Source organism: Streptomyces sp. NPDC047880, assembly GCF_040706515.1.
GTDB lineage: Bacteria > Actinomycetota > Actinomycetes > Streptomycetales > Streptomycetaceae > Streptomyces.
The window spans coordinates 58,286-79,087 of record NZ_JBEZOK010000034.1 but is presented as its reverse complement, the minus strand read 5'-3'; the positions used below and the strand labels follow the sequence as shown (position 1 = coordinate 79,087).

19 protein-coding genes and 1 pseudogene are annotated in these 20,802 nt (G+C 72.7%); 10 read left to right on the top strand and 10 right to left on the bottom strand.

Features of this window, described 5'->3' with window-relative positions; translation table 11 throughout:
• Positions 1-59: 59 nt before the first annotated feature.
• From AB0937_RS35150 to AB0937_RS35125, 6 genes and pseudogenes are all read left to right on the top strand, one after another.
• Complete coding sequence (locus AB0937_RS35150; RefSeq protein WP_366717733.1) at positions 60-1,166, top strand: XdhC/CoxI family protein; 1,107 nt, start codon at positions 60-62, stop codon at positions 1,164-1,166.
• Between the two features lie 97 nt (positions 1,167-1,263).
• On the top strand, positions 1,264-1,596 hold the full coding sequence (locus tag AB0937_RS35145) for a putative quinol monooxygenase (RefSeq protein ID WP_366717731.1): 333 nt from the start codon (positions 1,264-1,266) through the stop codon (positions 1,594-1,596).
• Between the two features lie 132 nt (positions 1,597-1,728).
• Positions 1,729-2,736 (top strand): NADP-dependent oxidoreductase, encoded by a 1,008-nt coding sequence (locus AB0937_RS35140; protein ID WP_366717729.1) that lies wholly within the window; start codon positions 1,729-1,731, stop codon positions 2,734-2,736.
• Positions 2,737-2,761: 25 nt separating this feature from the next.
• Entirely contained in the window at positions 2,762-3,814 is a 1,053-nt protein-coding gene (locus tag AB0937_RS35135) for an alcohol dehydrogenase catalytic domain-containing protein (protein ID WP_366717727.1), read from the top strand.
• Between the two features lie 73 nt (positions 3,815-3,887).
• Positions 3,888-4,166: pseudogene (locus AB0937_RS35130) on the top strand (carboxymuconolactone decarboxylase family protein); the annotation flags it as partial.
• A gap of 130 nt (positions 4,167-4,296) precedes the next feature.
• A complete protein-coding gene (locus AB0937_RS35125) occupies positions 4,297-4,491 on the top strand; it encodes a hypothetical protein (RefSeq protein ID WP_366717751.1) in 195 nt (64 codons plus the stop codon).
• On the opposite strand, the gene AB0937_RS35120 is transcribed toward AB0937_RS35125, so the two are convergent.
• Both AB0937_RS35120 and AB0937_RS35115 read right to left on the bottom strand, forming a co-directional pair.
• Complete coding sequence (locus AB0937_RS35120) at positions 4,488-5,309, bottom strand: methyltransferase domain-containing protein (RefSeq protein ID WP_366717725.1); 822 nt, start codon at positions 5,307-5,309, stop codon at positions 4,488-4,490. The genes AB0937_RS35125 and AB0937_RS35120 overlap by 4 nt on opposite strands.
• Positions 5,310-5,341: 32 nt before the next feature.
• Positions 5,342-5,851 (bottom strand): metallophosphoesterase, encoded by a 510-nt coding sequence (locus tag AB0937_RS35115; RefSeq protein WP_366717723.1) that lies wholly within the window; start codon positions 5,849-5,851, stop codon positions 5,342-5,344.
• A gap of 209 nt (positions 5,852-6,060) precedes the next feature.
• Between AB0937_RS35115 and AB0937_RS35110 the strand changes: the two genes are divergently transcribed.
• Positions 6,061-8,004, top strand: a complete 1,944-nt coding sequence (locus tag AB0937_RS35110; protein ID WP_366717721.1) for a glycosyltransferase family A protein — start codon at positions 6,061-6,063, stop codon at positions 8,002-8,004.
• 4 nt (positions 8,005-8,008) lie between these two features.
• On the top strand, positions 8,009-8,614 hold the full coding sequence (gene rfbC, locus AB0937_RS35105; protein WP_366717719.1) for a dTDP-4-dehydrorhamnose 3,5-epimerase: 606 nt from the start codon (positions 8,009-8,011) through the stop codon (positions 8,612-8,614).
• Positions 8,615-8,789: 175 nt separating this feature from the next.
• On the opposite strand, the gene AB0937_RS35100 is transcribed toward rfbC, so the two are convergent.
• The 7 genes from AB0937_RS35100 to AB0937_RS35070 form a co-directional block, all read right to left on the bottom strand.
• Positions 8,790-9,593: a class I SAM-dependent methyltransferase gene (locus AB0937_RS35100; RefSeq protein ID WP_366717717.1), complete on the bottom strand. Its 804-nt coding sequence runs from the start codon at positions 9,591-9,593 to the stop codon at positions 8,790-8,792.
• Positions 9,580-10,467: a dTDP-4-dehydrorhamnose reductase gene (rfbD, locus tag AB0937_RS35095; RefSeq protein ID WP_366717715.1), complete on the bottom strand. Its 888-nt coding sequence runs from the start codon at positions 10,465-10,467 to the stop codon at positions 9,580-9,582. Before rfbD ends, AB0937_RS35100 begins: the two co-directional genes overlap by 14 nt.
• Positions 10,464-11,444, bottom strand: a complete 981-nt coding sequence (gene rfbB / locus AB0937_RS35090; RefSeq protein WP_366717713.1) for a dTDP-glucose 4,6-dehydratase — start codon at positions 11,442-11,444, stop codon at positions 10,464-10,466. The genes rfbD and rfbB overlap by 4 nt, the downstream gene beginning before the upstream one ends.
• Entirely contained in the window at positions 11,441-12,508 is a 1,068-nt protein-coding gene (locus AB0937_RS35085) for a glucose-1-phosphate thymidylyltransferase (RefSeq protein ID WP_366717711.1), read from the bottom strand. Before AB0937_RS35085 ends, rfbB begins: the two co-directional genes overlap by 4 nt.
• A 104-nt stretch (positions 12,509-12,612) precedes the next feature.
• Positions 12,613-12,786: a hypothetical protein gene (locus AB0937_RS35080; RefSeq protein ID WP_366717709.1), complete on the bottom strand. Its 174-nt coding sequence runs from the start codon at positions 12,784-12,786 to the stop codon at positions 12,613-12,615.
• A 189-nt stretch (positions 12,787-12,975) separates the two neighbouring features.
• Positions 12,976-13,395, bottom strand: coding sequence for a CBS domain-containing protein (locus AB0937_RS35075; protein WP_366717707.1), 420 nt, complete (start codon positions 13,393-13,395; stop codon positions 12,976-12,978).
• A 74-nt stretch (positions 13,396-13,469) separates the two neighbouring features.
• Complete coding sequence (locus tag AB0937_RS35070; protein WP_366717705.1) at positions 13,470-14,426, bottom strand: LysR family transcriptional regulator; 957 nt, start codon at positions 14,424-14,426, stop codon at positions 13,470-13,472.
• Between the two features lie 153 nt (positions 14,427-14,579).
• Here AB0937_RS35070 and AB0937_RS35065 point away from each other — a divergent pair, with 153 nt between their 5' ends.
• On the top strand, positions 14,580-15,275 hold the full coding sequence (locus AB0937_RS35065; RefSeq protein ID WP_366717703.1) for a type 1 glutamine amidotransferase domain-containing protein: 696 nt from the start codon (positions 14,580-14,582) through the stop codon (positions 15,273-15,275).
• Positions 15,276-15,493: 218 nt separating this feature from the next.
• Here the strand turns inward: AB0937_RS35065 and AB0937_RS35060 are convergent, their stop codons facing one another.
• Positions 15,494-17,953 carry a SpoIIE family protein phosphatase gene (locus tag AB0937_RS35060; RefSeq protein ID WP_366717701.1) on the bottom strand — a complete coding sequence of 820 codons (2,460 nt, stop codon included), beginning with the start codon at positions 17,951-17,953 and terminating at the stop codon, positions 15,494-15,496.
• A 186-nt stretch (positions 17,954-18,139) separates the two neighbouring features.
• Here AB0937_RS35060 and lanKC point away from each other — a divergent pair, with 186 nt between their 5' ends.
• On the top strand, positions 18,140-20,761 hold the full coding sequence (lanKC, locus tag AB0937_RS35055) for a class III lanthionine synthetase LanKC (protein ID WP_366717699.1): 2,622 nt from the start codon (positions 18,140-18,142) through the stop codon (positions 20,759-20,761).
• The last annotated feature ends 41 nt before the right edge of the window (positions 20,762-20,802 follow it).

Here is a 20,802-nt window from a genome sequence, read left to right as displayed (position 1 = left end):
ACGGAATTAACCGCCGCCGGGGTACCCGGCGAGGGAGCCCGGATCGAGAGGAGCGGCTCGTGCGTGACGTTCTCCCGGTGCTGAGCCGGTGGTACGCGGCCGGGGTGCCGTTCGGCCTCGCGACGGTGGTCGAGGTCAGCCGCAGTGCGCCGCGCGACCCGGGCGCGGCGATGGCGGTGGGCCCGGACGACGAGGTCGTGGGCAGCGTGTCCGGGGGCTGTGTCGAGGGAGCGGTGTTCGAGCTGGCGCAGGCCGTCGCCGCGGACGGCGAAGCCCGGCTGGAGACCTTCGGCTACAGCGACGAGGACGCCTTCGCGGTCGGCCTGACCTGCGGGGGCGAGATCACACTGCTCGTGCGTGCCGTCACGCCCGAGCGCGATCCCGGCTTCGGCGCGGTCGCGGACTCGGTCGCGGCGGGCGAACCGGTCACCGTGGCGACCGTGACCGACGGACCGGCACCGCGCGGTGCCGCCCTCGCCGTGTGGCCGGACCGGGCCGTCGGCTCGCTCGGCACGAGCGGCCTGGACGCGGCCGTGACCGCCGACGCCCGCGGCGAACTCGCCCTCGGCGCGACCGGTCTGCGGCACTACGGGCCCGGGGGGCAGCGCCGCGAGGACGCCGTCAGTGTGTTCCTGCAGTCGTTCGCCCCGCCCCCGCGGATGCTGGTCTTCGGCGCGATCGACTATGCCGCGGCCGTGGCCCGCATCGGCGACTTCCTGGGCTACCGGGTCACCGTCTGCGACGCCCGCCCCGTCTTCGCCACACCGCAGCGCTTCCCCGAGGGCGTCGAGGTGGTCGCCGAGTGGCCGCACCGCTACCTTCGGGAGACGGCCACGGACGAGCGCACGGTGATCTGCGTCCTCACGCACGACCCGAAGTTCGACGTGCCGCTGCTGACGGAGGCGCTGCGCCGCCCGGCCGCCTACATCGGGGCGATGGGCAGCCGCCGCACCCACGCCGACCGGGCGGCCCGGCTGGCCGAGGCCGGGCTCACGGCAGGGGAGCTGTCCCGGATGCGCTCACCGGTCGGCCTCGACCTCGGGGCCCGTACGCCCGAGGAGGTGGCGGTGTCGGTCGCCGCGGAGATCGTGGCGCTGCGCTGGGGCGGCACGGGAGCACCGCTCACCGGGACGGAAGGGGCGGTGCACCCGCGCCGGTCCCCCTGAACACCGGCGCCGCGCAGCAGCTCCGTGACACAGCGATTCAGCAACTCGGCAACCCAGCAACCCAACAACCCAGCAACCCAGCAACGGAGGGAACCTCATGATCTTCATCACCGCCAAGTTCCGGGTCCGCCCCGAGCACGCCGACCGCTGGCCCGAGATCGCCGCCGATTTCACCCGGGCGACGCGCGCCGAGCCCGGCTGCCTGTGGTTCGACTGGTCGCGAAGCGTGGAGGAGCCTTCCGAGTACGTCCTCGTCGAGGCCTTCCGCGACGAGGCGGCCGGAGCCGCACACGTGCAGTCCGCGCACTTCAAGGCCGCGCAGCGGACGCTGCCCCCGCATCTGGCCGAGACGCCGCGCATCGTGAACGCGAACGTCCCGCAGGACGACTGGTCACTCCTCGGCGAAATGGCGGTGCCCGGGCAGGAATAGCCCGCCGCCCCGGCATCGCCGCCCGCATGAGCCGTAAGTCGTGCCGGACCGGCTCTTGCCCCGGACGGCGGGCACCCGTACGCTCACGGCCGTACCGACTGGACGGTATGCAGCCGAGGAGAGTCGCCGCAGATGACTACGATCAACCGCCAGGTACGCCTGGCCGCACGTCCCGTGGGAGAGCCCGCTCCCACCGACTGGGAGCATGTCGAGGAGCCGGCGAGGCAGCCGGGCGACGGGGAGTTCCTGGTACAGGTCCTCTGCCTGTCGATCGACCCGGCGATGCGCGGCTGGATGAACGCCGGCAGGTCGTACATCCGCCCGGTGGAGATCGGCGAGGTGATGCGCGCCGGGGCGGTGGGACGGGTGGTCGCCTCCCGGCACTCCGGGTTCGCGGTCGGCGACCATGTGTCGGGCACGTTCGGTGTGCAGGAGTACTGCGTGTCGGACGGGCGCGGCGTGACCAAGGTCGACCCCGCGGCCGCTCCCCTGCCGACCTATCTCGGCACGCTCGGCATGTCGGGGCTGACCGCCTACTTCGGCCTGATCGAGGTCGGGCGTCCCGAGCCTGGGCAGACCGTCGTGGTCTCCGGAGCGGCCGGAGCCGTCGGCAGCGTCGTCGGGCAGATCGCCAAGATCCTCGGATGCCGGGTCATCGGCATCGCCGGCGGCGAGGCCAAGTGCCGTCTGGTGGTGGACGAGTTCGGGTTCGACGCCGCGATCGACTACCGCAGCGAGGACGTCCGCAAGGCGCTGCGCGAGCACGCCCCCGACGGCGTGGACGTGTACTTCGACAACGTCGGCGGCGACGTCCTGGACGCCGTGCTGCTGCGGCTGGCGCGCGGTGCCCGCGTCGTGGTCTGCGGCGCGATCTCCCAGTACAACAGCACCAAGCCGCAAGGCCCCGCCAACTACCTGTCGCTGCTGGTGAACCGCGCCTCCATGACGGGCATCGTGGTGTTCGACTACGCCGAGAGGTACGCGGAGGGCATCGCGCAGATGGCCGCGTGGCGGGCGGAGGGCCGGCTGAAGTCCCTGGAGGACGTGGTGTCCGGCCCGGTCACGGCGTTCCCCGAGACCCTGATGCGCCTGTTCCGTGGTGACAACCACGGCAAGCTGGTGCTGAAGATCGCGGACTGACCAGGCCCGGGGAAGGGGAGATCCGATGAAGGCACTGACCTACCACGGCCGTCACGACATCCGCTTCGGGGACGTCCCCGACCCGGCCGTCACCGGCCCCGCCGACGCGGTGGTCCGGGTGACCGCGGCCGGCATCTGCGGCAGCGACCTGCACATCTACGAAGACAACGGGTTCAGCCCGGAACTGGGCTACACACCGGGACACGAGTGCGTCGGCGTGGTCGTCGACACCGGCAGCCGGGTCACCCGGTTCAAGCCCGGCGACCGGGTCCTGGTGCCCGCCTCCGTCGGCTGTGCCCAGTGCCGGCAGTGCGCGGCCGGGTTCACCGCCCGGTGCGAGCGCGCCACGTCGAGCACGGAGCTCTGCTACGGAGTCGGTCCGAAGCTCCCGGGCAGCCAGGCCCAGGCCCTGGCGGTACCCCAGGCCGATGTCAACCTGGTGCACGTGCCCGAGGACATCTCCGACGAGGCCGCCGTCGTCCTGACGGACAACGCCCCCACCGCCTGGTACGGCTGCCGCCGTGCCCGCATCCAGCCGGGCGAGACCGTCCTGGTCGTCGGCCTCGGCCCGGTGGGCCTGATGGCGGCTCAGTCCGCCTTCGCGATGGGCGCGGCACGGGTGCTGGGTGTGGACCTGGTCGCGGAACGCCGCGCCTTCGCCGCCGGCCTGGGCGTCGAGCCGGTCGAGGGTGACGACGTGCGGTCGGCCATCCGGGACATGACCGCCGGCCGCGGGCCGGACGCCGTGGTGGAGGCCGTCGGTTCCGACGCCACCATCCAGCTCGCCTGCAAGGCCGTACGGCAGGCGGGCCGGGTCAGTGTGATCGGAGTCAGCCAGAACAAGGCCTTCCCGTTCCACATGTACCTGGCGCAGGTCAAGGAACTGGAGTTCGCCATCGGGCTGTGCTCGGTGCACTACGAACTCCCTCCCCTGATCGCCCTCACCCGTGCCGGACGGATCACGCCCGAGGCCGTGGTCTCCCACCGCTTCGCCCTCTCCGAAGGGCCGGCGGCGTACGAACTGTTCGCGGGCCGCTCCGACGGCGTCCGCAAGATCGTCCTCGACCCGACGGGCTGACCGCTCCCGGGCCTTCCCTGCCGGGCGTTCAGCCGGTCTCCTGGGGTGAGTCCCTCGGAAAGCGGAGGCCGCCATGTCACAGCGCGACGAAGCCGCCCGAACCAACCGTCCGCGGGTCGCGCCGCTCCCCGGGGAGCGGCGGGACCCGCGGACCCGGGAACTGCTGGCGCTCGCTCCCCGCGACCCGGGGGGCGAGGTCCCGAACATCTTCACCACGCTGGTGCGCCACCCCGATCTGTACGAGCGGTTCCTGCCCTTCGGCGGGCAGTTGCTCGGCAGGGGCCGGCTGCCGGGAGACCTGCGCGAGTTACTGATCCTGCGCACCGCGTGGAACACCCGCGCCCGGTACGAATGGGGGCGGCACCTTCCCCTGGCCAGGGCCGCGGGCCTCCCTGACGCGGACATCGACCGCATCGGCGAAGGACCGGAGGCACCCGGGCTGGCCGGACCTCCAGCGGCAGCTGATCCGCGCGGCGGAGGAGTTGCACGGCGACGCCACACTGCCCGACGCGACCTGGGAGGCACTGGCCGGGCACTTCGGCGACGCCGAACTGATCGAGATCCTCATGCTGGTGGGGCAGTACCAGATGGTGGCCTTCTTCCTGAACGCCACCGGTGTGGAACTGGAGCCCGGCTTCGACAGCACCGGGTTCACGGAGAGGCAGGTCGGGACCTAGACGGCTCGCCGCAAGTCGTCCCCTGACGGTCTGCGGCCCCACGCCGAGATCATCGGTGAGGTGGCGAGGTCCAGGCGGCCCGCCTCCACCGCGGCGAGGTGCCCGTCGACCTCCTCGTCCGTGGCGAGGCCCGCCGCGACGAGCCGGTCCCGCACCTGCCGGACGGTGGCCGCCTCCAGGACGTCGCAGGCGGGCGAGGTGACCGGGAAGTAGGCGTCGGCCTCGACGTCCACGAGGCCCGCCTCGCGCAGCAGCCGCGGCAGTCGGCGCCCGTAGGAGAGGTCGGCGCCGCTCTGCCGCAGCAGTTCCCTGAAGCCGTTGCGGAGCCGGTTGGCGCGCTGCTGTTCCGGGCCGTGCTCGTCGGGACAGATCAGCGGCTGGAGCGCGGGGTCGGCGTCCTCGACCAGCAGCAGGCCGCCGGGCCGCAGCGCCTGGACCATGGCGCGCAGCGCGGCGTCGCGCTCGGGGACGTGGACCAGGACGAGACGGGCGTGCACCAGGTCGAAGGGGCCGGGCGGAGGAGCGTCGCGGCCGACGTCGTGCCGGAGCACCTCGACGCCCTCGGTGGCGGCCGTCCCGGTCCAGGAGACGTCGATGTCGGTGGCGATCACGCGGCCCCGCGGTCCGACGCGCTCGCGCAGCCACGCCGCGACGCTCGGGCCGCCCGCCCCGACCTCCCAGCACCGCCAGCCCTCGGCGATGCCGGCCGTCTCGAAGTGCCGGAACGTGGAGGCGTCGAAGAGGGCAGCCAGCGCGTCGAAGCGTGTGCCGGCCTCGGCCTGCCGGTTGTCCAGGAGGTACCGCTCGTCCTGCCCCATGCGGCGATCACGTCACGGGCACGGCGGGCGGTTCAGCGCGGTGCGCGGGGCGGCAGCCGGTGCAGTTCCACATCCGTGAGCCGCCCGTCGGCGACCATGGCGGTCATGTAGGTGCAGTGGGGCTGGCGGCGCCGGTCCGTCGGGGAGCCCGGGTTCAGCAGGCGCAGGCCGGTGGCGGCCGTGGTGTCCCAGGGGATGTGGCTGTGGCCGAAGACAAGCACGTCAAGGTCGGGAAATCGGGCGGCGCACCGCTGCTCCCGGCCCTGTTTGGCGCCCGTCTCGTGCACCACGCCGAAGCGCAGCCCGCCCAGCTCCGCGAAGGCCACCTCCGGCAGCCGGGCCCGCAGATCCGGCCCGTCGTTGTTCCCGTACACCGCGACGAGCTTGCGGCAGCGCGCCTCCAGCAGATCAAGGGTGTCCGTGTCGACCCAGTCCCCGGCGTGGAACACCACGTCGGCGCGCGGGAGTTCGGCGAGCAGGGGGGCGGGCAGTTCCCTCGCACGCCTGGGCAGATGGGTGTCGGACATCAGGAGCAGTCGCACATCATCACCCTAGAGGGTGCGGGACGCTCCGGCCCGGAACCCGTTTGACCGCGAACAGACAGACGCCGCAGCTCAGTTGCCCTCTCCGTGGAAGTGATCACGGCGAGGTCTCGAAAGGTGAGGCGACCTCGCCGAGCGGGTTAGCATCGGGCACCACGCAGTACAACAGGACGTCTACGGCAAGCGACCCGAAGGGGCCCGGAAACCCGATGCCGGTCAAGGTCAGCGTCATCGTCCCCGTGTACAACCCGGGGATCTACATCGAGGACTGCATCTCCTCGCTGCAGCGGCAGTCGCTGCCTCCCGACGAGTTCGAGGTGATCTTCGTCGACGACGGCTCGACCGACGAGACCCCGGCCCGGCTCGACGCGCTCGCCGCCGAGGACCCCCGGATGAAGGTCATCCACCAGGAGAACTCCGGCTGGTCGGGCAAGCCCCGCAACGTCGGCATCGAGGCCTCCCGGGGCGAGTTCGTGATGTTCGTCGACAACGACGACTACCTGGGCGACGAGGCCCTGGAGCGGATGTACGACTACGGCACGGCCAACGGCGCCGATGTCGTCGTGGGCAAGATGGCCGGCAAGAACCGCGGGGTGCCGGTGGAGCTGTTCCGCCGCAACCACCCGCGTGCCACCGTCGAGAACGCCCCGCTCATCGACAGTCTCACCCCGCACAAGATGGTCCGCCGGGCCTTCCTGGACCGTATCGGCCTGCGCTTTCCCGAGGGCAGACGGCGCCTGGAGGACCACGTCTTCATCGCCGAGGCGTATCTGCGCGCGGAGAACGTCTCGGTGCTCAGCGACTACGTCTGCTACTACCACATCCGGCGGGACGACGGCTCCAACGCGGGCTTCGAACGCTTCGACCCCGTCGGCTACTTCGAGAACCTGCGCGAGGCCCTCGACGTCGTCGAGCAGTACACGGAGCCCGGTCCGGTGCGCGACCGGCTGTTCCGGCGGTGGCTGCGCGTGGAGATGGTGGAGCGGCTGCGGGCGCGGCGCCTGCTGAGCCTGCCGGACGACTACCGCAGGGAACTGTTCGGGGAGATCCACGAGGTCGTCGTCGAGCGCTTCGGGCCCGGCGTCACCGCCGGTCTTCAGCCGACGCAGCAGGTCATCGCGGCGCTGACGGCGGCCGACCGGTACGACGACGTGGTGGCCTTCGCGGAGTGGGAGGCGGGTGTCGCGCCCACGGCGGCCCCCGGGGGCATCGAGTGGCGCGACGGCTCGCTCCGCATCGGCTTCACGGCCGAGTACCTGTCCGGCGGCGAGCCGATGCTGTTCCCCGCCGACGCCGAGGCGGCGCCGCTGACCGACGTGCCGAAGGACGTCACCGAGGCGGTGCGCTGGGTGGCCTCGGAGACCGCCGCGCGGTTCGGGCAGGCCACGGCGGATCTGCTGCTGCGGGAGCGCTCCAGCGCCGCGCAGTACTTCCAGCCGGTGGAGTTCACCCGCGAGACGGTGCCGGCCGGGGACGGCGAGGAGGTCCGGCTGGTGCTGCGGGCGACCGCCACGGTCGACCCGGCGGATCTGCCCCGCGACGGCGTCTGGGACGCCCTCGTCCGGGTGAAGTCGGGCGGCTGGACCAAGGAGTGCCGCCTCGGCCCGGCGCCGCGCGAGGAGCGGCCCACGCCCCGTGCGGGAGTCGTCGGCGACCGTGCGGTACTGCCGTACTGGACCGAACCGCACGGCAACCTCTCCCTGGAACTCGGCGCGCGCGGCAAGCGGCTCGGACTGGGCCGTGTGCAGCTCGGGGACGTCTCCGTCTCCGACGGGCGCTTCCGTGTCCTGCTCCCGGTGCACGTCCCGGCCGGCACCCGGGCGCGGCTGCGGTTCGTCTCCTCCAGCCGGATCCTGGAGACCTCCGGCGCCCTCTCCCCCGACGCGGACCGGGCGGGCTCGGTGCTGGCGGCGGATCTGCGCGGCGAGGACCTCTCCGGCGACGTCTGGCGGGTTGCCGTGTGTCTGAACCCGGGCGCCGAGGGAGCCCGCTTCGCCGGCCTGCCGTTCGCGCTGCGGGCCGGGGGCGGAAGCGTGCTGGTGACACCGGTTCCCGGGCCCGGTGTCGCGCTGCGGCTGGCCCGGCGTGCGCGACGCGTGCTCGGCGCCGCGCGCCGCAAGGTGAATTCCCGTATCAAGACCGGAGGGCGGTGACGACGTGCGACCCCTGGGAATAGAGGGCGCCTGGGTCCTGGAACCCAAGATCTTTCCGGACGACCGGGGCAGCTTCCACGAGTGGTACCGCGGTGCCGAGTTCCGTGAGGCGACGGGGTACGACCTGTCCCTGGCCCAGGCCAACTGCTCGGTCTCGCGGCGGGGCGTGCTGCGCGGTGTGCACTTCGCCGACGTGCCGCCCAGCCAGGCCAAGTACGTCACGTGCGTACGCGGCGCCGTTCTGGACGTGGTGATCGACATCCGCGTCGGCTCCCCCACCTACGGGAAGTGGGAGGCCGTACGGCTCGACGACGACACGCGTCACGCCGTGTTCCTCGCCGAGGGCCTCGGTCACGCCTTCATGGCCCTCACGGACGACGCGACGGTGGTCTATCTGTGCTCGGAGGGCTACGCCCCGGGCCGCGAACACGGCATCCACCCGCTCGACCCGGCCCTGGGCATCGAATGGCCCGAGGGCATCACCCCGCTCCTGTCCCCCAAGGACCAGCAGGCCCCGACCCTGGCCGAGGCGGAGCGCCGGGGGCTCCTGCCCTCGTACGAGGCCTGCCTGGCGTACTACGGGGAACTGCGGGGCGGGCAGGGGGCGTAGCTCCCCCAGCCGAGGAACGAGGGACATACCGCAGGCCCGGACGCGAGCAGCGTCCGGGCCTGCGTCGTGCGCGTCCCGGGCCTGTGTTGCCGCCCGGGGCCGGGCCTGTGTTGCGCCCGGGGCCGGGAAGAGCGTCGGCGCCGGCCGCCCCCGGGCGGTGGCCGGCGCCGTCGTCTCAGCGGCTGACGCCGACCTGCTGCAGGGCCTTGCGCAGGGGCTCCCAGCCGACGGAGCGGGGCAGGCCACGGTTGCGGGCCTGCGTGAGAGGCCGCCAGAAGCCCGCTTCCAGGAGGGCCTCCGGGCGGACCGCGCCGGCCCGCTCCAGGATCGCCTCCGGAACCTTCTGCGGGTCGGGGATCTTGTACTCGGCCATGATCTCGTCGTACTTGTCGTGCAGGACCCGGTTGTCCGGGTCGGCACCGAAGACGACCAGCTGGCCGGTGGGGGCGGTGTCCACCTGCACCGTGACCAGGTCGGGACGGTAACGCGCCAGCACCTCGGTGATCTTGAAGACGTCGCCGGTCCAGGCGTTGGTGTGCCGGTCCCGGGCGGCCTCGTCCACGCTGCGCGGCAGCATGTCGTCGAGGACGATCACGCTGCCCCAGTCCGAGTACTTCTCGACGTTCATGAAGTCGCGCAGCGCGAACTCGAACAGGTGCATGCCGTCGATGAACGACAGGTCCAGCGTCGTGCGGCGCCAGTAGCCGATCGGGCTGCGGCCGCGGCGCAGGTTGCGCAGCGGGTGACGGCCGCCCTTGAGGTGCTGGAGCGGATTGTCACGCGCGAAGAAGTCGTCGCTGGTCGCCTTCACCAGGTGGACGTCGCACCTCAGCTCCGAGACCACCTTGAAGGCCGGGTCGATCGCGATGCTGGGCACGCGGGACAGCGTCAGGCTGCGCCCGTCGTTGACGCCGATCTCCAGGTAGTTGCGATTGGCGCTGACCTTGTGCAGTTCCCGGAGGAACTCATGGCGTTTCACGAGGAAGACCTTCCTTGCGGATGCGGGGCAGTGCTTCGTGCAGGGCGGAGCGCCAGTCGCGTGGCAGCGGCAGGCCGATCTCCTGCCACCGCCGGTGCGCGAGGGCGCTGTACGCCGGGCGGGGCGCCGGCCGGGGGAAGGCCGCGCTGCTGGTGGGGCGCACCCGGTCGGGGTCCGCGCCGATGAGGGAGAACACCTCGCGGGCGAGGTCGTACCAGGAGGCCTCGCCGGAGCTGGTCGCGTGGAAGACGCCGTGCGCGCCGGGGCCGAGACGGGGTCCGAGATCGGCGATCCGCTCGGCGACGTCCGCGCTCCAAGTGGGCTGCCCGCGCTGGTCGTCGACGACGTCGAGGGTGTCCCGCCGCGCCTCCAGTCCGATCATGGTGCGGACGAAGTTGGGGCCGTGGACGCCGTACAGCCACGCCGTGCGCACGATCGCGCTCGCACCGGGGAGCTCCTCCAGCACGGCCCGCTCCCCGGCCAGCTTGGTACGGCCGTAGGCGGTGCGCGGGCCGGTCGGGTGATCCTCCGGGTAGGGGGTGGTGCGGGCCTCGCCGGAGAAGACGTAGTCGGTGGAGACGTGAATCAGGCGGGCGTCGTGCGCGGCGCAGGCCCGGGCCAGCAGGCGGGGGCCGTCGCCGTTGATCTCCAGGGCGCGGCCCTCGTCGGTCTCGGCGTCGTCGACGGCCGTGTAGGCGGCGCAGTTCACGACGAGGCCGGGGCGGTGCTCCCGTACGGCGGCGTCGACTGCCCCGGGGTCCGTGATGTCGAGGGCGGCGCGGCCGAGGCCCACGACCGTCTCGCCGCGCCGCGTGAGTTCCTCGACGACGTCACGGCCGAGCATCCCGCCCGCCCCGGCGATCAGCCACCTCATGCCCGCTCCTGGGCTACGCGCCGCTTCAGAGGCTCCCACCAAGCCCGGTTGTAGCGGTACCAGGCGACGGTCTCGGCGAGGCCGGTGGTGAAGTCGTGGCGGGGGCGGTAGCCGAGTTCGTCGCGGGCCTTGGACCAGTCGACGGAGTAGCGCAGGTCGTGGCCCTTGCGGTCCTCGACGTACTCCACCCGGTCCCAGCCGGCGCCGCAGGCTTCCAGGAGCAGGCCGGTGAGTTCCTTGTTGGTGAGCTCGGTGCCGCCTCCGATGTTGTAGACCTCGCCGGGACGGCCCTTGGTGCGGGCGAGGTCGACGCCCTGGCAGTGGTCGTCGACGTGCAGCCAGTCGCGGATGTTGCGGCCCTCGCCGTACAGCGGCACCTTGTGGCCGTCGAGGAGGTTGGTGACGAAGAGCGGGATGACCTTCTCGGGGAACTGGTGCGGACCGTAGTTGTTGGAGCAGCGGGTGACACGCACGTCCAGACCGTGGGTGCGGTGGTAGGCCAGGGCGAGGAGGTCGGAGGAGGCCTTGGAGGCCGAGTAGGGCGAGTTCGGCTGGAGCGGGTGGTCCTCGGGCCAGGAGCCGGACTCGATGGAGCCGTAGACCTCGTCGGTGGAGACGTGCACGAAGGGGCCGGCGTCGTGGCGCAGGGCGGCGTCCAGCAGGGTCTGGGTGCCGAGGACGTTGGTGCGGACGAAGTCGGCGGCGCCGCTGATGGAGCGGTCGACATGGGACTCGGCGGCGAAGTGCACGACCTGGTCCGCGTCGGCCATCAGTTTGTCGACCAGTTCGGCGTCGCAGATGTCGCCCTGTACGAACTCCAGGCGCGGGTGCGTGAGTTCGAGGTTGTCGAGGGTGCCGGCGTAGGTGAGCTTGTCCAGCACGGTGATGCGCGGCGCGTCGGGCGCGTCCGAGGCGAGCAGTGCCCGGACGTAGCGGGAGCCGATGAACCCGGCGGCGCCGGTGACGAGGAGGTTCATGAAGTGATCTGCACCTTGCTGTGATCTCCGAGGACGAGACGGTGGGCGCTGGGGACGCTGGGGGCGGGGGTCACCTCGACGTGCCGGCCGATCAGCGAGGCCTCGATGCGGCCGACGCCCTGGATCGAGGAGTCCCGCAGCACGATGGAGAACTCCAGCTCGCTGTCGGTGATCCGGCAGTTCTCGGCGACGGAGGTGAAGGGGCCGACGTAGGAGTTGCTGACGACGGTGCCCGAGCCGATGACGACGGGTCCGACGACACGGGAGTTGACGATCCGCGCGCCCTCTTCGAGCACGACGCGTCCGATGGTCTCGGACGCGTCGTCCACCTCGCCGTCGATGCGGCGCTCCATGGCTTCGAGGACCGTGCGGTTCACCTCGAGCATGTCGCCGACGTTGCCGGTGTCCTTCCAGTAACCCTTGATGACCGTGGAGCGCACGTCGGCGCGGGTGTCTATCAGGTGCTGGATGGCGTGGGTGATCTCCAGTTCGCCGCGCCAGGACGGTTCGATGGCGCGCACGGCCTCGTGGATGAGGGGCGTGAACATGTAGACGCCGACCAGCGCGAGATCGCTCTTGGGCTGCTCGGGCTTCTCCTCCAGGCCGATCACCTGGCCCGACGGGCCGAGTTCGGCGACCCCGAAGGCGCGGGGGTCGGCGACGCGGGTGAGCAGGATCTGCGCGTCGGGCCGGTTGCGGCGGAACTCGTCGACGAGGCCGGTGATGCCGCCGACGATGAAGTTGTCGCCGAGGTACATCACGAAGTCGTCGTCACCGAGGTAGTCCCGGGCGATCAGCACCGCGTGGGCCAGCCCGAGGGGCCGCTCCTGGGGGATATAGGTCACCTTGAGGCCGAACCTCGACCCGTCCCCGACCGCTTCCTCGATCTCGTCGGCCGTCTCTCCGACGATCATGCCCACGTCGGTGATGCCGGCCTCGGCGATCGACTCCAACCCGTAGAACAGCACTGCCTTGTTGGCCACGGGCACCAGTTGCTTGGCCGACGTGTGTGTGATCGGCCTCAGTCTTGTTCCTGCGCCGCCGGACAGCACGAGAGCCTTCATTCGGTTCACCTTAGTCGTGAACCGGCGGATGTGAACATCACTTCTTTTACTTGTCGATGCGCGGAGTTGCTCGGATCGTCACCGCGCGGGGCCGCGGGGAGGGATCAGTCCTCGCCCCGGACGATGTTCCACTCCGAACCGGAGCGTGACGTCACGGGGGCGCCGCGGTCCTCCACGGCCGGGAGGCAGGTGCGCAGGGCGGCCTTGCCGCGCAGTCGGCGTGCCTTCGACCAGCCGGTCTCGTGCTGACGGACGACGGGCTTCGCACTGGTGTCCATGGACTCCACGACTCATCATCTTCCTTCTTCTTGCCACTGCCGTTCGAGTTCCCGGCGGAAAACCGAACAAACCCGGCGCGGAGCGCCTGTGCCGCCGCGTCGAACTCCCCTGCGCGGACCCGGCGTTCGCGACACGCGCGACGGCCCCGCACGCCGTGTGGTGCGCGGGGCCGTCCAGCGGGGCGCCGGTCACGCGTTGGGGCGCGCGGCGCTGATGTCGCCGAGCGCGGACTCGGGGTCGCGCTCTATGGCCATGTCCCCCAGGGAGATGATGCCGACGGGGTGCCCGTGGTCGACGACCGGGATGCGGCGCACGGAGTGCTCGCGCATCAGCTGAACCGCCTGCCCCAGGTCCTCGTCGGGGCCGACGGTGACCAGTTCGTCGCTGCACGCACCGGCCACGCTGATCCGCTCCGGGTCGCCGCCACGGCTCACCGAGCGCACCACGAGGTCACGGTCGGTGACCAGGCCGCGCAGGTGGTCGCCGTCCGTCACCAGTACGGCCCCGAGGTCCTCGTCGCGCATGATGCGCGCCACCTCGGCGACGGAGGTCTGCGGCTCGACGGTGACCGGGTCGCCGGTCATGATGTCGCGGACGTGCTGAGCCATGATGTTCCTCTTCCTTCGGCTCGTGGCGGTCTCTCCGTCCTACGCCAGGGCGGGTACCCGGCTGGCCCGCGGCGTCACCAGGTGCGGCCGGCCTCCAGCAGTCGGTCACGGACGAGGGTGACGTGTGGGCTGCCGGAGGCGCCGGGCCGCTGGACGAGGAAGCCGGTGTTGATCGGCGCGTCCTCGGGGGCGTCGAGGAGGACCAGGGCACCGGACGCCAGTTCCCCGGCGCACAGGTAGCGCGGCAGCACGCTGAAGCCGGCGCCCGCCGTGACCAGTGCGAGGACGCCCCTCAGGTCCGGCACCGAGACCGCGGCACGGCAGTTGAGACGCCGGCCGAAGACGTGTCGCCAGTAGCGCCGCACGATGGGGAGGTCCTCGGCGTACGTGATCAGCGGCACGTCGTGCAGGGCGGCCGGTACGTCGAGCGCCGCGGCCGGTCCGCCGGCGGCTGTGCGTCCCAGTACGCGGTCGGCCCAGGCGGGGGCGGCGACCAGGACGAACTCCTCGTCCGTCAGCGGCACCGCGGACAGGGTGCGGCCGCGGGGCCGGGTGGTGGCGATCACCAGATCGTGGCGGCCCGCGCGCAGCTCGTCGAGCAGGGGATCGGTCAGCCCCGTCGTGACGCGCAGCCGGACGCCCTCCGTGACGAGCGGGGCGAGGGCGGGCAGGGCCCGGGTGGACAGCAGTTCCGCAGGGCCGGCCAGGTGGACCGGCTCCGCGTGCGCCTGCTCCCTGGGGCCGTGGCCGGTGGCGGCGGCGAGCGCGTCGAGAGGGGCGGCCACACGTGCCGCGAGGTCGTGGGCCACGGCCGTCGGGGCGACGCCGCGCGGCAGTCGTTCGAACAGCTCCCGGCGGGTCTGCCGCTCCAGGGAGCGGATCTGCGTGGTGACGGTCGGCTGGGACAGACCCAGCAGGTGCGCGGCGGCCGTGAAGGAGCCGGAGCGGTACACGGCCAGGAAGGTGCGCAGCAGGTTGAGGTCGGGCTGCGCGGGGGTCCCGGCCGCGCCGACGGGGTCGAGGGGCCTCACGGATCCGACCCTACCGGGGTCCGCCATGGAAAAACCTATGGCAGCCATCGGTCATGCCATTGGAAAACATGTGATCCGGGCGCCTACGGTCGTCATCGTCCGAGTCATCGCCGCGCTGCTGGACCGCGGCCCGTCTGATGGAGATGCACCACCATGTCGAAGATCCTCTTCGTCGTCACCGGCGCCGACACCTGGACCCTGGCCGACGGCACCGGGCACCCGACCGGCTTCTGGGCCGAGGAGGCCGTCGCCCCCTGGGAGGCGTTCCGGGCCGCCGGTCACGAGGTCGTCGTGGCCACGCCCGGCGGTGTCGAGCCCACCGTCGACCGGGCGTCCCTGGCTCCCGAGGTGAACGGGGGACAGGAGAACGCCGACCGGATCGCGAAGGCACTGGAGTCCTTCACCGAGCTGCGGCATCCCGTCCGGCTCGAGGACGTCCGGCTGGAGGACTACGCGGCCGTCTTCTACCCCGGCGGCCACGGTCCGATGGAGGACCTCGCGGTGAACGCCGACTCCGGGCGGCTGCTCGCCCGGGCCCTGGAGTCGGGCAGGCCGCTCGGCGTCGTCTGCCACGGGCCGGCGGCACTGCTGGCCGCCGTCGGGAGCGACGGCCGGAACGCCTTCGCCGGGTACGAGGTCGCGGCGTTCACCAACGCCGAGGAGATCCAGGGCGGTCTCGCCGACCGGGCGAAGTGGCTGCTCCAGGACCGCCTCACCGAGGCCGGGGTGACCGTGCGGGCCGGTGAGCCCTGGGCCCCGCACGTGGTCACCGACCGCAACCTGGTCACGGGCCAGAACCCCGCCTCGTCGGCCCCGCTGGCGGAGGAGCTGCTGAAGCGGCTGAGCTGAGCAGACACCGCCGGGGCGGTCCGGCCCCGCGGCGGCTCGACCAGCCGGTGGACACGGGCATGCCCCCCCTGCCGGCCGGTCATGTCCCTGCGGCCGAGGGGCCGCCATTCGTGTCGCAGCCGAGAGGCCCGGCCGGTCGCGTCCCTGCGGCCGAGCCGCCGGGCCCGGGCACGCACACCCCTTCGCACGGCGACGGCCACGCCACCGCGCGCAGCCGGTCACGTCGTCGGCCGGTGCCCGAGCGGCAGTTCCGCCCACACCTGTTTGCCGCCGCTGACCGGCAGGGTGCCCCAGGTCGCGGCGAGGGCCTCGACGAGGAGGATGCCGCGGCCGCCGGTGGCCTCCCAGCCGATGCTGGTCGGTCTGACCGGTGAGCGCGGGGAGGCGTCGGCGATCGCGATGCGCAGCCGGTCGTTGACGAGGGTGAGATCCATGCGGACCTTGCCGTCGGTGTGGACCAGGGCGTTGGTGACGAGTTCGGAGATGACGAGGAGGACGGCGTCGTAGTCGGCGGTGACGCCCCAGGAACGCAGGGTGCGCCGGGCGAAGCGGCGGGCGTGCCCGACGGCCTGCGGCACCCGCCAGACCGTCCAGCTCTCCCGCAGCGGGCGCAGGTCCATGCCGTCGTAGCGCAGCAGGAGCAGGGCGACGTCGTCGCTGCGCGGGGCGTCGCCCAGGAGGGCGTCGGCGACCAGCCCCAGGTCGGCGGGGGTGGCGTCCGCCAGCCGCTGGGCGAGGTGGTCCATGCCCTCGTCGATGTCGGAGTCGGGTGTCTCGACGAGCCCGTCCGTGGCCAGGGCGACCACGGTGCCGGGCGGGAGCCGCAGCGGGCTCATGGGGAAGTCGGCCCGGGTGACCACCCCGAGGGGCGGGCCGCCCTCGGCCTCCGCGATCTCGGTCCGGCCGTCCGGGTAGCGCAGCACCGGCGGCAGGTGCCCGGCCCGCACGCACCACGCGGCGCCCTCCTCCAGGTCGACGTCGACGTAGCAGCAGGTCGCGAAGAGGTCGCTGTCCATGCCCGTCAGCAGCCGGTTGGCGTGCGCGACGACCACGTCCGGCGGGTGCCCCTCGACGGCGTAGGCGCGCAGGGCGGTGCGCATCTGGCCCATGAGGGTCGCGGCACCGGCGCTGTGGCCCTGGACGTCGCCGATGACGAGGGCGACGTGGTGATCGGGCAGCGGGATGACGTCGTACCAGTCGCCGCCGAGTTCGAGTCCGGCCGTGCTGGGCAGGTAGCGGGCGACGGCCACCGCGCCCGGCAGCCGGGGCAGGCTGCGCGGCAGCAGCTGGCGCTGGAGCATGCCGACGAGTTCGTGCTCGGCGTCGAAGGCACGGGCCCGTACCAGGGCCTGCCCGGCGAGTCCGGCGCAGGCGGTGAGCAGGGCGCGTTCGTCGGCGCCGAAGTCGTGCGGGGTGTCCCAGCCGATCAGACAGGCTCCGGCCATGCGGTTCCCGGCGGGCAGCGGCAGCACGGCGAGGCCGCCGGGGCCGACCTCGGCCAGGGCACGTTCGAGGGGGCTGCCGGCGGGCCAGATGCGGGCCCGGCCCTCGCGCAGCGCCGCGGCGAGGGTGGGCATGGCGCGCACAGGCGCGTCGGGCCACTCGGTGCGCCACTCCGACCGCCACAGCTCCGGCCAGGCGTCGGGTTCGGGCGGGTCGAGGACGGTGACGACGAGCCGTTCGCTCTCCAGCTCGGCGAGCGCGATCCGGTCGGCCCTGAGCGGCCGGCGCAGCGCGGCGACCACGGCCTTGCCGACGTCGCGGACGGTCACGGCGGTGGCCAGCGCGGCGGCCAGGCGCTGGACCCGGGCGACGTCGGTGACGTCGGAGCGCAGCGTGGAGACGTCGACCACCGTGCCCACGAGCCGTGCCGGACGGCCCTCGCCGCCGGGCAGCAGGCGCCCGCGCAGCCGGAGCCACTTCGGCGGGCCGGCGGGCTGGAGCACCCGGAACTCCAGCTCGCGGTCGCCGATGGACATGTGGTCGGCCTCCACCACGGACATCAGTGAGGGCAGGTCCTCGGGGACGGTCAGACTGAGCAGCGTCTCGACCCGGCCGTCGAACTCCACCGGGTCCAGGCCGAACAGGTCCAGCAGGTCGTCGCCGACCCGGACGCGGCCGGTGTCCATGGCGAGGCTGAAGGCGCCCGGCGGCAGCTCCCCGGCCTCGGCGGGCGCGGCCGGGGCGGTGAAGGCGACCGCGTCGGCGATGAGCTTCAGGCACCCGAGGTCGTCGGCGCCGAATCCTCCCGGGCGCTCGCTCACGGCCAGCAGGCAGCCGCCCCCGGCCCGCACGGGGAGGGCGGTCAGGGAGAAGTGGGGGGACGGAACGCGCCGGGCCTGGGCGTGCTCGGCGAGTTCCGCCGGGCCCAGCGACACCGTCCGGCCGCCGCGGTGGGCCTCTGCGACCGGGGACCGCCCGGCGCGCGGGTAGCTGTCGCGCAGTCCGTACAGCGTCCTCGGGACCCCGGCCGACTCCATCAGGCACAGCAGTTCGCCGTCCTCGCCGGGCGCGTAGACGGCGGCGAGCGACGCGCCGGCGAAGACCAGGGCCTGTTCGAGGACACGGCGCAGCCGTCCGGGCGCCTCCTGATCGACCGCGATCGCCTTCAGGGCACCTTCGGCACGCAGTGTCCGCGTTCCGCGCTCCTGGGCGCCCTGACTGACCACGTTGGCCATTACAGCGCTAATGAGACACCTGCGCAGCCCCTGTGGGCGTTCCGTGGACCGGCGCCGACGTGGTCGCTCGAATGAAACCGAACATGTCTTGACGCATGCGTTCCGCACGGTGTTCTCGTGACAGGCGTGACTGTGCGTGCCCGGTGCGTGACTGGAAAGCTCGGTGCTCGTCAGGGAGGGGGACGCATGGACAAGCGGTACGAGGTGTACGCGCTGGCCGACCGGCATTTCTACGAGACGCCGGACCGGCTCACGCGGGGCGGGCAGGACACGGCCTCCCACCTCTACGAGGCGGCCCGCCGGCCGCTGCCCGGGGGCTGGGAGTCGGCCCGGATCGGCGACTGGCGGACGATGACACCGCTCGGCCCGGACGGCGAACCGCTGCGGGGCCCGGCCCAGGGGTGGAAGATCCACGTCTCGGCGACCCGGGCGAACGCGGAGGAGATCGCCCGGATCGTGTGGGACTACTGCGTCGAGCAGCGGGTCCCCTTCAAGTTCGTGCCGGGTCCGCACCTGCTCCACCTGCGCAACACCAAGTACGCCCCGCGCGACGGCAGCGGAAAGTTCGTCACGGTCTATCCGGCCGACGAGGAGCAGTTGCACCGGGTGCTGCGTGAACTGGGCGCGCTGCTGAAGGGTTTCGAGGGGCCGTACATCCTCACGGACCTGCGCTGGGGCGAGGGCCCGCTGTACGTGCGCTACGGCGCCTTCGCCCGCGCGTTCGTGGTGGACGAGCGGGGCTCGCTGGTGCCGGCGGTGCGCGACGGCGAGGGCCGGCTGGTGCCGGACCGGCGGTCGCCGTCCTTCCAGGTGCCCGAGTGGGTGACGCTGCCGGCGTTCCTCCAGCCGCATCTCGACGCGCGGAACAACACGACGACGGGCGAACTGCCGTACCGCATCGAGAAGGCGCTGCACTTCTCCAACGGCGGCGGGGTCTACGCGGGCACCGACACGCGTGACGGACGCAAGGTCGTCCTCAAGGAGGGCAGGCCGCACGCGGGGCTCGCCTCGGACGGCGCCGACGCGATCGCCCGGCTGGAGCGGGAGAAGCAGGCGCTGGAGCAGGTCGCGGGCACCGGTGTGGTTCCGGAGGTGCGGGACTGGTTCGAGCTCGGCGGCCACCGCTTCCTGGTGATGGATTTCCTGGAGGGCCGTCCGCTCAACTCCTTTTTCTCGGAGCGGCATCCGCTGCTCACTCAAGACCCCGACGCGCAGGCGGTGGCCGCCTACACGGCCTGGGCGCTGCGCATCCACCGCAGGGTGGAGGAGGCGGTGGCGGCGGTGCACGCCCGGGGCATCGTCTTCAACGACCTGCACGTCTTCAACATCATGGTCGCCCCGGACGAGGAGACCGTGTTCCTGCTCGACTTCGAGGCCGCGGCCCCGGCCGGGGAGAACGGCCGTCAGGTCGTCGCCCACCCCGGGTTCTTCGCCCCGCCGGACCGCCGCGGAGCCGACGTGGACCGGTATGCGCTGGCCTGTCTGCGGCTGGCCCTGTTCCTGCCCGTCACCACGCTGTTCGTGGTCGACCGCGGCAAGGCGGCGCATCTGGCGGAGGTGATCTCGCAGGAATTCCCGGACGTGCCGCGGGAGTTCCTCGACGAGGCGGTCACCGAGATCACCCGCGAGGTGTCCGGCCGTACGGTGGCCGCCCCCTCCGCGCCGGTGGACCCGGGCGACTGGCCCTACAGCCGCGACTCGATGGTCAAGGCCATCCTCGCCTCGGCCACGCCGGAGCGCGACGACCGGCTCTTTCCCGGCGACGTCGCCCAGTTCTCCGACGGCGGCGGGCTCGGGCTGGCGCACGGCGCCGCGGGGGTGCTGTTCGCGCTGGACGCGGCCGGCGCCGAGCGGTACGAGGAGGGTGAGCGCTGGCTGCTGGACCGGACGGCTCCGGCACCGGTCGGCACCCCGCTCGGTCTGTACGACGGGCTCGCGGGCGTCGCCCTGGTCCTCGACCGGCTCGGGCACCGGCAGCGGGCGCTGGACCTGGTGGAGGGCATCGTCGCCGAGCGGTGGCAGAACCTCTCGTCCGACCTGCACGGCGGTCTGGCCGGGCTGGGCCTGGTCCTCGGGCATCTGGCCCGCACGACCGGCGAGACGGAGCTGGGCGAGCGGGCCCACGAGGCCGCGCGGATCCTCGTCCAGCGCCTCGCCGAGCCGGTCCCGGCCGCGTCCCGGCCGCGCGCCGGTCTGCTGCGCGGCGCGAGCGGTGCCGCCCTGCTGATGCTGCGGCAGTACGAGTGGACCGGCGAGGAGGCCTGGCTGGAGGCGGCGGCCGTGGCCCTGCACCGGGACCTGGCGTCCTGCGTGACCCGCGAGAACGGGTCGCTGGAGGTCGACGAGGGCTGGCGGACCCTGCCCTACCTCGGCGACGGCAGCGCGGGCCTGGGCATGGTCCTCGACGACCTGGTGACCCACTCCCCCGGCCGTGCCGGGGAGTTCGCAGCGGCCCGTTCCGGTGTGCTCACCGCGGCCACCTCCCGCTTCTACGCGCAGCCCGGACTCTTCCAGGGCCGCGCGGGAATGATCCTGCACCTCAGCCGTACGACCACGCCGGGCGCGACCGAGGACCGGCTGGCCGCGCAGATCGCCGGGCTCGGCTGGTTCGCGATGGCCTATGAGGGCCAACTTGCTTTCCCCGGCCACCAGATGATGCGGCTCTCCATGGACCTCGCCACCGGAACGGCAGGGTGCCTGCTGGCGCTCGGCGCGGCCCTCGACCCGGCGACCGGCGCCCACCTGCCGTTCCTCCCGCCGCCCACCGGCGGCCCTCAGACGCGGTTCCGCGATCCCGCGGAGTCGTGACACCACCCCGTCCCCACGGATGACCACGGACGGACACCCAA